The organism is Streptomyces sp. WMMB 714 (genome assembly GCF_900090125.1).
In the GTDB taxonomy this organism is placed as follows: Bacteria; Actinomycetota; Actinomycetes; order Streptomycetales; family Streptomycetaceae; genus Streptomyces; species Streptomyces daqingensis.
On the sequence record NZ_FMHJ01000007.1, the window covers coordinates 388,464 to 401,336 of the forward strand.

Sequence of the window (12,873 nt, forward strand, 5' to 3'; positions counted from 1 at the left end):
CACGGCGCGGGAGTTTGGGGCAATCCACATAGCCCGAGATGTCTTATTTCATCGTGACGCCGAGTCCGAGCAGTCAGCAAGGGGGAACAAGAAGGTGGCCACGACCGCAGCGACAGGCTTCTGCCGCGTCACGGTAGTTGCTCCCGGGGGGCGCATCGATGTGGCGCTGCCCGAGGACGTGCCCCTGTCCGACGTCTATCCGGAGATCGCCCGGCTCTCCGGAGGCAGCCCCGCCGAGGGCTCGCTCTCGGGGTATCACCTCGTGCGCCGGGACGGGCGGGTCCTCGAGTCGGGCCTGTCCCTGGCGGGCAACGGCATCCGGGACGGCGAGGTGCTGCTCCTGCGCCCCTTCGCCGACTCGCTGCCCTCCGCCGTCTTCGACGACGTGAGCGACGCCGTCGCCTCGGGTGTGCGGCGCGACCGCGCGCTGTGGAACGAGCGGCACATGCGCGCGGCCGGACTCACCGGAGGCGGCGTGCTGCTGGTGCTCATGGCCTTCGCGCTGTGGTTCGCCGATCCGGTCAAGCACGACATGCACGGGCTGCCCGGCATCATCGCCGCCGCGGCAGGAATCCTGCTGGTCGCGCTCGCATGCGTCCGTGCCCGCGTCTACGAGGACAGGGCGACGTCCATCGCCCTCGGGCTCGGCGCCATGCCGCACATCATGATCGCCGGGTCCGGCATCCTGCCCCTGGACGACGGGGAGGGGATCGGCCGGCTCCAGTTCCTGCTGGGCTGCGTCGCGGTGCTGCTCGCCTCGGCCGTACTGATCGCGATCACACCACGGGGCGACGGCCCGTTCGTGGCGTCCGCCATCGTCTCGGCGGTGGGCACCGTCTTCACCTTCATCGCCGTCATCGCCGACATCGGGGCAGTCGACGCGGCGGCGGTGGCGGCCCCCTTCTCCGTCGGGACGATCGCCTTCCTCCCCGGCCTCTCCGCGCGCTTCGCGCGGCTGCCCATAGGCTTCGAGCCCCGCGCGGGCGGCTACGAGAACTCCCGGGAGAGCGGACGCTCCGTCCAGGGCCCCGTCGACGCCGAGCGCATCGCCGCGCAGGCCCGCCGCGGCCACGAGATGCTCGTCGGCCTCGTGGGCGGCTGGTGCGCCGCAGTCGTGGGCTCGGCGGCCGTGCTGGGCTTCTCCCACAACGGCTGGGGGCAGCTCCTCGCACTCGCCACAGGCATCGCGATGCTGCTGCGCGCCCGCCTCTTCCGCTACACCTCGCAGGTCACGTGCGCGCTCGTCGCCGGCCTCGGCGCGCTCACCCTGCTGGCGCTCGGCCTCTCCCTCAACCCGCCCACGGAGCTGGTCCGCGACCTCATGACGGGCGACAGCGCCGGGCTCGACGTCCGTACGGTCTGGATCGCGGCGTCCATCGCCGTCGCCGCGGCGCTGGTCTCGGCCATCGGCCTGATCGTGCCGCGGACGGGCCTCACCCCCTTCTGGGGCCGTGTCATGGAGCTCACGGAGACGTTCGTCCTGCTGTCGCTGATCCCGCTCTGCCTCGCGGTGCTCAACGTCTACGCCGACGTCCGCGGCTCCGTCGGAGGCTGAAGCCGGGGCCGCCGTCCGCGCCGGTGCCTTCAGCGCCTCCGCCCGCCCCCGAGCAGTACGGGGGGCGGGCGGAGGCGTCCGGATGCGCTGGTAGGCTGGGCCGGCCCTCCGAGTAGCCGAAGCATCCCCTGAGACGAAGACCAGGGGCGCTCGCCGGGCAGATCCCCTGAAGGAGTACGTGTGTCGTCTCTCGATGCCGCGACCAAGAAGCAGATCATGTCCGAGTTCGCCACCAAGGAGGGTGACACCGGCTCCCCCGAGGTCCAGGTGGCGCTGCTTTCCCGCCGGATCTCGGACCTGACCGAGCACCTCAAGAGCCACAAGCACGACCACCACTCGCGCCGTGGTCTGCTGCTGCTGGTCGGCCAGCGCCGCCGCCTGCTGCAGTACCTCGCGAAGAAGGACATCCAGCGTTTCCGTGCGCTCGTGGAGCGCCTCGGCATCCGCCGTGGCGCGGCCGGCGCCCGCTGAACGTGAAGGAGGGAGCGGTTCCCGCAGCAGGGGGCCGCTCCCTTCGCCGTACCTGCGGGGTCCGGAAGGTTTGTAGGCTGGCCTCAGCACGACATGCGGCCGGCGCGACGGAAAGACGTACGGCAGGCCGTACGGAAACAGAACACATGCACGCTCACTACGCAGACTGACGCGGCAGGGGCGCCCCGCCCGTAGCCGGTCCTCGGTAGTGGCCCCCGGACACCCAGACGGTTCCGGGTGCTTCGATCGAAGACCGGCCCGCACACGGAGCGCTCCTCCGCAGCCGGTCCACCGCCACACGGGCGGTGGACGCAGACGAGGAGATATCCCTGGTGGAGAACGAGACCCACTACGCCGAAGCCGTCATCGACAACGGCGTCTTCGGTACCCGCACCATCCGATTCGAGACGGGCCGGCTGGCCAAGCAGGCCGCCGGATCCGCCGTGGCGTACCTGGACGACGACACCATGGTGCTGTCGGCCACCACCGCCTCCAAGCAGCCCAAGGACCAGCTCGACTTCTTCCCCCTGACGGTCGACGTCGAGGAGCGGATGTACTCGGCCGGCAAGATCCCCGGCTCCTTCTTCCGCCGCGAGGGCCGCCCCTCCGAGGACGCGGTCCTCACCTGCCGCCTGATCGACCGCCCGCTGCGCCCCTCCTTCAAGAAGGGCCTGCGCAACGAGATCCAGATCGTCGAGACGATCATGGCGCTGAACCCCGACCACCTCTACGACGTGGTCGCCATCAACGCCGCCTCCTGCTCCACGCAGCTGTCCGGCCTGCCCTTCTCGGGCCCCATCGGCGCCACGCGCGTCGCGCTGATCCGCGGCCAGTGGGTGGCGTTCCCGACGCACACCGAGCTCGAGGACGCCGTCTTCGACATGGTCGTCGCCGGCCGCACCCTCCCCGACGGGGACGTCGCGGTGATGATGGTCGAGGCCGAGGCCACCGAGAAGACCGTCGAGCTGGTCAAGGGCGGAGCCGAGGCGCCGACCGAGGAGGTAGTCGCCGCCGGTCTCGAGGCCGCGAAGCCCTTCATCAAGGTGCTGTGCAAGGCCCAGTCGGACCTCGCGGGCAAGGCCGCGAAGCCCGTCGGCGAGTTCCCGATCTTCCTGGACCACCAGGACGACGTGCTGGAGGCCCTCACCGCCGCCGTGCGCGACGAGCTGGCCCAGGCGCTGACGATCGCCGCCAAGCAGGAGCGCGAGGCCGAGCTGGACCGCGTGAAGGGCCTGGCGGCCGAGAAGCTGCTTCCCCAGTTCGAGGGGCGCGAGAAGGAGATCTCCGCGGCGTACCGCACGCTGACCAAGGAACTGGTCCGCGAGCGCGTCATCAAGGAGAAGAAGCGCATCGACGGCCGCGGCGTCACGGACATCCGTACGCTCGCCGCCGAGGTCGAGGCCATCCCGCGGGTGCACGGCTCGGCGCTCTTCGAGCGCGGCGAGACGCAGATCCTCGGCGTGACGACCCTGAACATGCTCCGCATGGAGCAGCAGCTGGACACCCTCTCCCCGGTGACCCGCAAGCGCTACATGCACAACTACAACTTCCCGCCCTACTCCACCGGTGAGACGGGGCGCGTCGGCTCTCCCAAGCGCCGGGAGATCGGCCACGGCGCGCTGGCCGAGCGCGCCATCGTGCCGGTCCTGCCGACCCGCGAGGAGTTCCCCTACGCCATCCGGCAGGTCTCCGAGGCGCTCGGCTCCAACGGGTCGACGTCCATGGGCTCGGTCTGCGCCTCCACCATGTCGCTGCTGAACGCGGGCGTGCCGCTCAAGGCTCCCGTCGCCGGTATCGCCATGGGCCTGATCTCCAAGGAGATCGAGGGCGAGACGCACTACGTGACCCTCACCGACATCCTCGGTGCGGAGGACGCCTATGGCGACATGGACTTCAAGGTCGCCGGCACCCGCCAGTTCGTCACGGCGCTCCAGCTCGACACCAAGCTCGACGGCATCCCGGCGTCGGTGCTCGCGGCCGCACTGAAGCAGGCCCGCGACGCGCGTCTGCACATCCTGGACGTGATGAACGAGGCCATCGACGTCCCGGACGAGATGTCCCCGAACGCGCCGCGGATCATCACCGTGAAGATCCCCGTGGACAAGATCGGCGAGGTCATCGGCCCCAAGGGCAAGATGATCAACCAGATCCAGGAGGACACGGGCGCCGACATCACGATCGAGGACGACGGCACCATCTACATCGGTGCCGCCGACGGCCCCGCGGCCGAGGCCGCCCGCACCACGATCAACGGCATCGCCAACCCGACGATGCCCGAGGTCGGCGAGCGCTACCTGGGCACGGTCGTGAAGACGACCACCTTCGGCGCGTTCGTCTCGCTCCTGCCGGGCAAGGACGGCCTGCTGCACATCTCGCAGATCCGCAAGCTCGCCGGCGGCAAGCGCGTGGAGAACGTCGAGGACGTCCTCGGCGTCGGCCAGAAGGTCCAGGTCGAGATCGCCGAGATCGACCAGCGCGGCAAGCTCTCGCTGATCCCCGTGCTGGACGAGGACGCCGAAGGCTCCGAGAAGCCCGAGGAGAGCGACGGCGCGTCCGCGGACGCCGCGGGCGACAAGTGACAGACACGCACCGCGCGACGGCCCGCCCCACCACCACGGAGGGGCGGGCCGTCGCCCGTACACCAGGGAGGGTGAAGCCGATGTCCGTCGGCGGACGCGTCGGTGGAAGCGGCGGCAGCAGCGCCGGCAGCGCGACGGGCGGAGGCGAGGTCCGCAAGACCGTGCTGCCCGGAGGGCTGCGGGTCCTGACCGAGAGAGTGCCCACCGTGCGCTCCGCCACCATCGGCATCTGGGTCCACGTCGGCTCCCGCGACGAGTCGCCCGCCCTCAACGGTGCGACGCACTACCTGGAGCACGTGCTCTTCAAGGGCACGGAGCGCCGCAGCGCGCTGGAGATCTCGGCCGCGCTGGACACGGTCGGCGGTGAGATGAACGCCTTCACCTCCAAAGAGTTCACGTGCTACTACGCGCGCGTCCTCGACGCGGACCTTCCCCTGGCCATCGACGTCGTCGGCGACATGCTGACCGGCTCCGTTCTCGATCCCGCCGAGATCGAGGCGGAACGCGGCGTCATCCTCGAAGAGATCGCGATGACCGAGGACGACCCGGGCGACTGCGTGCACGACTTGTTCGCCCACACGATGTTCGGCGACTCACCACTGGGCCGCCCCGTGCTCGGCACCGTGGAGACGGTCAACTCGCTGACCCGCGACCGCATCGCCCGCTTCTACCGCAAGCACTACGACCCGCCGCACCTGGTGGTCGCCGCCGCGGGCAACCTGGATCACGACACGGTCGTCGAGCAAGTGCGTGCCGCCTTCGACAGGGCCGGTGCCCTCAGCCGTACGGACGGGAGCACGGAACCCGTCGGGCCGCGCACCGGCACGCGGTCCGTGCGCGCTCAGGGCCGCGTCGATCTGTCCGACCGCCGTACCGAGCAGGCACATCTCGTACTGGGCATGCCGGGGGTCTCCCGGAACGACGACCGGCGCTGGGCGCTCGGCGTGCTCAGCGCGGCTCTCGGCGGGGGCATGAGCTCCCGTCTCTTCCAGGAGATCCGCGAGAAGCGCGGCCTCGCCTACAGCACGTACTCCTACACCTCCGGGTTCGCCGACTGCGGCCTCTTCGGGGTCTACGCGGGCTGCCGCCCCAGCCAGGTCTCGGACGTGCTGAAGATCTGCCGCGACGAGCTGGACCAGGCGGCCCGTCACGGCCTGCCCGACGACGAGCTCAAGCGCGCCGTCGGCCAGTTGACCGGCTCGACCGTTCTGGGCCTGGAGGACACCGGCGCGCTGATGCACAGGCTCGGAAAGAGCGAACTGTGCTGGGGCGAGCAGCTGTCGGTCGACGACATGCTCGCGAAGATCTCCGCCGTCACCCCCGACGACGTACGGGCAGTGGCACGGGACGTCCTCGACCAGCGTCCGTCGCTGGCCGTGATCGGCCCGCTCACCGACCGCCAGGCGGCGCAGTTGCACGAGGCCGTCGCCTGACGGCCCCGGCGTCATCCAGTCAGTCCCGCCGTCATCTCTGCAAGTCCGCGAAGGAAAGAACCATGAGCAAGCTGCGTGTGGCCGTCCTCGGCTCCGAGGGCCGAATGGGTTCCGAGGCCGTACGGGCCGTCGAGGCCGCCGACGACATGGAGCTGTCCGCCGCGCTCGACCGCGACGACAGCCTCGAAGCCCTCACGGGCGCCGGCACCCAGGTCGCCGTCGACCTGACCCACCCCGACGCCGTGATGGGCAATCTGGAGCACTGCGTCCGCAACGGCATCCACTGTGTCGTCGGTACCACTGGCTGGACGGACGAGCGTCTGGAGACCGTACGCGGGTGGCTCGGCGCCTCGTCCGGGACCGGTGTGCTCATCGCACCGAACTTCGGGATCGGCGCCGTGCTGACCATGCGGTTCGCACAGCAGGCCGCCCGATTTTTCGAATCGGCCGAGGTCGTCGAACTGCACCACCCCGGGAAGGCCGACGCACCCAGCGGTACGGCGGTGCGCACCGCCCAGATCATCGCCGGCGCCCGCGAGGAGGCCGGCCTGCCGGACCAGCCCGACGCCACCAGCACCGGCCTCGAAGGTGCCCGCGGCGCCGATGTGGACGGTGTGCCTGTGCACGCCGTGCGGCTGCGCGGACTCGTCGCGCACCAGGAGGTGCTGTTCGGCGGCGAGGGCGAGACGCTCACCATCCGGCACGACTCGCTGCACCGCAGCTCCTTCATGCCGGGTGTGCTGCTCGGCGTGCGGCGCGTGGTCTCCACGCCTGGACTCACGTTCGGGCTGGAGCACTTCCTCGACCTGGACCGATGACGAGCGTGCGCGCCGGACTCGGTTACTTCGCGCTCGCCGCGCTGCTGGTCTTCTACTTCGTGCTGGCCGGAAGCCGGGGGGTGCTGCTGATCCAGCAAGGCACCCCGGTGACCGTCGTGTTCGGGCTCGCGGTGCTCGTCCTGCCTGTGATCGGCATCTGGTTCCTCTGGCACACCACACGGTTCGCCCGGAGCGCCGGGCGCCTGGCCCGCGAGCTGGAGGCCGAGGGCGGCCTGCCCGTCGACGAACTGCGGCGCACACCCTCGGGCCGGATCGACAGGGATTCGGCGGACGCGGTGTTCGCGAAGCGTCAGACCGAGGTCGAGCAGTCGCCGGACGACTGGCGGTGCTGGTTCCGTCTCGCCGTCGCCTACCGCGACGCCCGTGACACACCACGCGCCCGCAAGGCCATGCGGCACGCCATCGTCCTGCACGACGGGTCCGAAGCCTCCGCCACTGCTGCTCAGCGGCGCGGCACACCTCAGGACGGAAGCCACGGCAGCGCCGACGAGGACGCCGGAAGCGACCAGGGCTGAGCGCCGCCGGCCGCGTCGCGCTACCGGGCCGCTCCGGGACGGGACTCGGCGGCCCAGCTCTCGATGACGTCCGCGGCACGGTCGAAGGCTTCCGGCCTCGCGAGGAAGTCGGCGTTGTGATCGGTCAGCAGGGGACGAAGCGGCTCGTCGTCACCCTGACGTACGACGGCGAGGGCCTGCCCCTGCACAGTCCGGGGCAGTCCGAGCCACTTGACGGGCTGCTGCACGGTGCGGACGGCCGCCACCCGGCGCCAGCTCAGCGACACCGTGTTCAGCAGCCTCACCTGGCGCATTCCGTAGGCGCTCACCCAGATCCCCACGCGCAGCAGCCGCAGCGCCAGAGCGATCACCAGCAGACCTGCGCCGAGGCACACGGCCATGCCGGACCACGCTCCGGCCAGCGCGATGATCAACGCTGAGAACAGCAGGTAGGAAGCGAGCAACAGCAGCAGCGCCGCCCCGCCGACCCGCCAGGGGCCGGGCCGGTAGGGACGGCGCCAGTGCTCGCGTGCGTCGTGCGGCAGCGGGGTCTGAGCCGCGTGGTCGCTGTCCGCTTGGCCATCGGCCGTCAGAAAGGGCAGTGGCACAGCTGATCCTCGCTCGCGATGGACTCGTTCGGGTGGTGCGCGAGGACATTAGCGAGCTATGCGGAACCCGGCCAGCCCGGCAGGTCGACGCGGCGCGTCGAACGTATGCGGGTGCGGGTGTGTCAGCGGCCCTCAGCCGCTGCGGGGCCACCCCGCTGCGACTGCTCGTCGGGGTCGAGAGCCGGAACGCCCAGGAGGAGGGAGCCGGCCAGCCCCGCGACCACGGTCAGGCCGAACAGCGCACTTCCTGCCCGCTGGGCGAGGCTGCGCTCGGCGCGAGGCGGCGGCGTGACATTGCTGCGGAACCGGTCGGCGTCGGCGATGAACGCGAACGGAACTGATTCTCCGCGGCGGGGCATGGGCAGGGGGCTCCTGTCTTGAGGTCGTGTGTTTGGCTGCGATGTGAAGAACGTCCGGGAGGGCGGAGAAGTGCCACGAGGCCCGGGATCGTCAGTGAAAAATACCAAGCGCCCTTGTGACTTCGTGCACCGGGGTGCCTTATCTCAAAAGGAAGATCTATTTGTCCTGACGAAAGGTTCTTATCGGGGCGAAACGCCTTCCTGATCCGTCCCGGGGGCGAGTCCACGTCCGCCGCCCTGCGTCATGTGGCCCCACCTCTCCACCCGGGAAGCGCGCGGCCCGGGCTGTCGGTGGGGCGCCGTAGGCTGGGCGCGCTCCGTTGCACTACCGGAAGGACCCGCCAGTGACCGAGACCCCCGTAGGGACCGCCGCCCCCAGCTTCCGCAGCGAAATGACCGTCGAACTGGTCAAGCACAGCGCCGCGGACACCGACGTGCTCTGGGCCGCCAGGGTCTCGACCGGAGGCGAGAATTCCCTCGAGGAGCTGCACAAGGATCCCGAGCGCTCCAAGGGGCTGATCAACTTCCTGATGAGGGACCGGCACGGCAGTCCTTTCGAGCACAACTCGATGACCTTCTTCATCAGCGCCCCCCTGTTCGTCTTCCGGGAGTTCCACCGCCACCGCGTCGGCTGGTCCTACAACGAGGAGTCCGGCCGGTACCGTGAGCTGCAGCCGGTCTTCTACACGCCTGACGCCGCGCGCAAGCTCGTCCAGCAGGGCCGCCCCGGCAAGTACGAGTTCGTGGAGGGCACCCCGGAGCAGCACAGCCTGACCGCCACGGCGATGGAGGAGTCCTACCGCCAGGCGTACGAGACCTACCAGCGTCTGCTCGAGGCCGGCGTCGCCCGCGAGGTCGCGCGGGCCGTCCTCCCGGTCGGGCTCTACTCCTCGATGTACGCCACCTGCAACGCCCGGTCGCTCATGCACTTCCTCGGCCTGCGCACCCAGCACGAGCAGGCGAAGGTGCCCTCCTTCCCCCAGCGTGAGATCGAGATGGTGGGCGAGTTGATGGAGGAGCAGTGGGCGAAGCTGATGCCGCTGACGCACGCGGCCTTCAATGCCAACGGCCGCGTCGCGCCGTAACTGTCTGGATTGCGGGGATTCGCGAAGTACGCCTACGCTGAAAACGAGGCTCGGTACTGCCTGAACCCCCGAGCAGGCAGTGCCGGGTCTCCCTCATGGTGAGGCCCGTCACGTCGCGGATGACCAGGACGATGGCCCCGAGGGCCCCCGCCGGGCCTGGCTGCGAGTAGCGTGGACCCCATGGCTCCGACCTCCACACCGCACACGCCCTTCGGGCGGGTCCTGACCGCGATGGTCTCGCCGTTCACCGCTGACGGTGCTCTCGACCTCGACGGAGCGCAGCGACTCGCCGTCCATCTGGTCGACGCAGGCAACGACGGTCTGATCGTCAACGGCACCACCGGCGAATCCCCGACCACCAGCGATGTCGAGAAAGCCCAGCTCGTCCGGGCGGTGGTCGAGGCGGTCGGAGACCGCGCCCATGTCGTCGCCGGAGCCGGCACGAACGACACGGCCCACAGCCTAGAGCTGGCCCGCGACGCGGCCAAGGCCGGTGCCCACGGCCTCCTCGCGGTGACGCCCTACTACAGCAAGCCGCCGCAGGAAGGCCTCTTCCGGCACTTCACCGCGATCGCCGACGCCACGGACCTGCCGGTGATGCTGTACGACATCCCCGGCCGCTCCGGTGTGCCCATCAACACGGAGACGATCGTCCGGCTCGCGGAGCACCCGCGCATCGTCGCGAACAAGGACGCCAAGGGCGACCTGGGCCGCGCGAGCTGGGCGATCGCCACCAGCGGCCTCGCCTGGTACAGCGGCGACGACATGCTGAACCTGCCGCTGCTGTCCGTCGGCGCCGTCGGGTATGTATCCGTCGTCGGCCATCTCGTCACCCCCGAGCTGCGCTCCATGCTGGAGGCGCACCTGAGCGGGGACGTCACGAAGGCCACGGAGATCCACCAGAAGCTCCTGCCCGTCTTCACGGGCATGTTCCGCACGCAGGGCGTCATCACGACGAAGGCCGCCCTCGCACTCCGCGGGCTGCCCGCCGGCCCGCTGCGGATGCCTCTCGTCGAACTCTCCCCCGAGGAGACCCAGCAGCTCAGGCATGACCTCGCCCACGGCGGCGTAGAAATCTGAACACCGACGCGACGACAGCACGACGGGCGTAGCCCGCAAAACGACGACATGATCAGAACGACCGAATACGCATAACGAAGCATTCACGGATATCGCGCGCGCCACGTGTCCCAGGGGGTTCCCCGAGCCGGGGGCCAGAGGGTCCCCATGCCGGAGGCCAGGGGGAGCGTGGCGCGCGTCTGGTGAGGAGAGTCTTTTGAGTCATCCGCATCCCGAGCTCGGCTCGCCGCCGAAGCTCGCCGAAGGCGGCCTGCGGGTCACACCGCTCGGCGGTCTCGGCGAGATCGGCCGCAACATGACGGTCATTGAATTCGGCGGCCGCCTGCTGATCATCGACTGCGGTGTGCTCTTCCCCGAGGAGGAGCAGCCCGGGATCGACCTGATCCTTCCGGATTTCAGTTCGATCCGGGACCGCCTCGACGACATCGACGGCATCGTGCTCACGCACGGCCACGAAGACCACATCGGCGGCGTCCCCTTCCTGCTGCGCGAGAAGGCCGACATCCCGCTCATCGGCTCCAAGCTGACCCTCGCCCTCATCGAGGCCAAGCTTCAGGAGCACCGCATCCGGCCGTACACCCTGGAGGTCGAGGAAGGCCACCGGGAGCGCATCGGCCCCTTCGACTGCGAGTTCGTCTCGGTCAACCACTCCATCCCGGACGCCCTCGCCGTGGCCGTGCGCACACCCGCCGGAATGCTCGTGCACACCGGCGACTTCAAGATGGACCAGCTTCCGCTCGACGGCCGCCTCACGGACCTCCGTGCCTTCGCCCGCCTCGGCGAGGAAGGCATCGACCTTCTGCTGTCCGACTCGACGAACGCGGAAGTGCCGGGCTTCGTCCCGCCGGAGCGTGAGATCTCGGGCGTCCTGCGGCAGGTCTTCGCGAGCGCGCAGAAACGCATCATCGTCGCGAGCTTCGCGAGCCACGTGCACCGGATCCAGCAGATCCTGGACGCCGCACACGAGTACGGGCGCCGCGTCGCGTTCGTCGGACGCTCGATGGTGCGCAACATGGGCATCGCACGCGACCTGGGCTACCTCAACGTCCCTGCCGGCCTCGTCGTCGACGTGAAGACGCTGGACGACCTGCCGGACGACGAAGTGGTGCTGGTGTGCACCGGGTCGCAAGGCGAACCGATGGCGGCACTGTCCCGCATGGCCAACCGCGACCACCAGATCCGCATCGTGCCGGGCGACACGGTGATCCTGGCCTCGTCGCTCATCCCCGGTAACGAGAACGCGGTCTACCGGGTCATCAACGGCCTGACGCGGTGGGGCGCGAACGTCGTCCACAAGGGCAACGCGAAGGTCCACGTCTCAGGCCACGCCTCCGCGGGCGAACTGCTGTACTTCTACAACATCTGCCAGCCGCGGAACCTGATGCCTGTACACGGCGAATGGCGCCACCTGCGCGCCAACGCGGAGCTCGGGGCCCAGACCGGCGTCCCCCGCGACCGTGTCGTCATCGCCGAAGACGGCGTCGTCGTCGACCTGTTGGACGGCAAGGCCAAGATCTCCGGCAAGGTGCACGCGGGTTACGTGTACGTCGACGGCCTCTCCGTCGGCGACGTGACGGAGTCCTCGCTCAAGGACCGCCGCATCCTCGGCGACGAGGGCATCATCTCGGTGTTCGTCGTGGTGGACAGCAGCACCGGCAAGATCGTCGGCGGCCCGCACATCCAGTCGCGCGGATCGGGCATCGACGACGCGGACTTCGAGCAAGTCGTCCCGAAGATCGACGAAGCCCTGGCCAAGTCGGCCCAGGACGGCATCGCGGAGGCGCACCAACTCCAGCAGCTGGTGCGCCGTACCGTCGGCAAGTGGGTCTCCGACACCTACCGCCGGCGCCCGATGATCCTCCCCGTGGTCGTCGAGGTCTGACGCCAACTCCGGGCGGGGCGCCTCGATTTGCATCGGGACGCCCCGCCCGAGTATGTTTGCTGCTCCACCTCGACGGGTACCGGACGAGCTTCGTCCGGTGGGCCTCGTCGGCCGGAAGCTTCTCCAAAACCAGATTACGGAGTAGGAAAGCAATTCTGGTAAGGTCGGATTCACCGAGAGGGAAGCGCCCGGAGTGGCCTGTGACAGGGTTGCGATGGAAGCGTCCGTTCTTTGAGAACTCAACAGCGTGCTAAAAGTCAACGCCAGATATGTTGATACCCCGTCCCCTTGATTGATGGGGGCGTGGATTTCTTTGATACAGACAGCGAGGATGCTGTGCACACTGGGACTATTCCTCCTGGTTGTGCCGCTCTCGTGTGTGCTGTTTGCAGCATTCACGGAGAGTTTGATCCTGGCTCAGGACGAACGCTGGCGGCGTGCTTAACACATGCAAGTCGAACGATGAAGCCCTTTCGGGGGTGGATTAG

The 12,873-nt window shown here is 69.3% G+C and carries 11 protein-coding genes and 1 rRNA gene; 10 read left to right on the forward strand and 2 right to left on the reverse strand.

What is annotated here, in order from left to right; all coding sequences use genetic code 11:
• Positions 1 to 94 precede the first annotated feature (94 nt).
• From eccD to H181DRAFT_RS15895, 6 genes are all read left to right on the forward strand, one after another.
• Positions 95 to 1,555: a type VII secretion integral membrane protein EccD gene (gene eccD / locus H181DRAFT_RS15870; RefSeq protein ID WP_045865080.1), complete on the forward strand. Its 1,461-nt coding sequence runs from the start codon at positions 95 to 97 to the stop codon at positions 1,553 to 1,555.
• A gap of 180 nt (positions 1,556 to 1,735) precedes the next feature.
• Positions 1,736 to 2,026 carry a 30S ribosomal protein S15 gene (gene rpsO / locus H181DRAFT_RS15875; RefSeq protein ID WP_074467888.1) on the forward strand — a complete coding sequence of 97 codons (291 nt, stop codon included), beginning with the start codon at positions 1,736 to 1,738 and terminating at the stop codon, positions 2,024 to 2,026.
• 332 nt (positions 2,027 to 2,358) lie between these two features.
• Positions 2,359 to 4,605: a polyribonucleotide nucleotidyltransferase gene (locus H181DRAFT_RS15880; RefSeq protein ID WP_045865081.1), complete on the forward strand. Its 2,247-nt coding sequence runs from the start codon at positions 2,359 to 2,361 to the stop codon at positions 4,603 to 4,605.
• The gene (locus H181DRAFT_RS15885; protein WP_045865082.1) at positions 4,602 to 6,038 is read left to right on the forward strand and encodes a M16 family metallopeptidase; all 1,437 of its coding nucleotides are present in this window, start codon (positions 4,602 to 4,604) and stop codon (positions 6,036 to 6,038) included. The genes H181DRAFT_RS15880 and H181DRAFT_RS15885 overlap by 4 nt, the downstream gene beginning before the upstream one ends.
• Positions 6,039 to 6,100: 62 nt before the next feature.
• The gene (gene dapB / locus H181DRAFT_RS15890; protein ID WP_045865083.1) at positions 6,101 to 6,856 is read left to right on the forward strand and encodes a 4-hydroxy-tetrahydrodipicolinate reductase; all 756 of its coding nucleotides are present in this window, start codon (positions 6,101 to 6,103) and stop codon (positions 6,854 to 6,856) included.
• 5 nt (positions 6,857 to 6,861) lie between these two features.
• Positions 6,862 to 7,392, forward strand: a complete 531-nt coding sequence (locus H181DRAFT_RS15895) for a hypothetical protein (RefSeq protein WP_254666864.1) — start codon at positions 6,862 to 6,864, stop codon at positions 7,390 to 7,392.
• Between the two features lie 20 nt (positions 7,393 to 7,412).
• On the opposite strand, the gene H181DRAFT_RS15900 is transcribed toward H181DRAFT_RS15895, so the two are convergent.
• Positions 7,413 to 7,979 (reverse strand): hypothetical protein, encoded by a 567-nt coding sequence (locus H181DRAFT_RS15900; RefSeq protein WP_045865084.1) that lies wholly within the window; start codon positions 7,977 to 7,979, stop codon positions 7,413 to 7,415.
• Positions 7,980 to 8,101: 122 nt separating this feature from the next.
• Positions 8,102 to 8,338 (reverse strand): hypothetical protein, encoded by a 237-nt coding sequence (locus tag H181DRAFT_RS15905; protein ID WP_045865085.1) that lies wholly within the window; start codon positions 8,336 to 8,338, stop codon positions 8,102 to 8,104.
• 344 nt (positions 8,339 to 8,682) lie between these two features.
• Here H181DRAFT_RS15905 and thyX point away from each other — a divergent pair, with 344 nt between their 5' ends.
• The 4 genes from thyX to H181DRAFT_RS15925 form a co-directional block, all read left to right on the forward strand.
• Positions 8,683 to 9,423 (forward strand): FAD-dependent thymidylate synthase, encoded by a 741-nt coding sequence (gene thyX / locus H181DRAFT_RS15910; protein ID WP_045865086.1) that lies wholly within the window; start codon positions 8,683 to 8,685, stop codon positions 9,421 to 9,423.
• Positions 9,424 to 9,603: 180 nt separating this feature from the next.
• Positions 9,604 to 10,503, forward strand: a complete 900-nt coding sequence (dapA, locus tag H181DRAFT_RS15915) for a 4-hydroxy-tetrahydrodipicolinate synthase (RefSeq protein ID WP_045865087.1) — start codon at positions 9,604 to 9,606, stop codon at positions 10,501 to 10,503.
• Between the two features lie 196 nt (positions 10,504 to 10,699).
• On the forward strand, positions 10,700 to 12,385 hold the full coding sequence (locus H181DRAFT_RS15920; RefSeq protein ID WP_045865088.1) for a ribonuclease J: 1,686 nt from the start codon (positions 10,700 to 10,702) through the stop codon (positions 12,383 to 12,385).
• Positions 12,386 to 12,779: 394 nt separating this feature from the next.
• Positions 12,780 to 12,873: ribosomal RNA gene (locus H181DRAFT_RS15925) — 16S ribosomal RNA — on the forward strand; the annotation flags it as partial.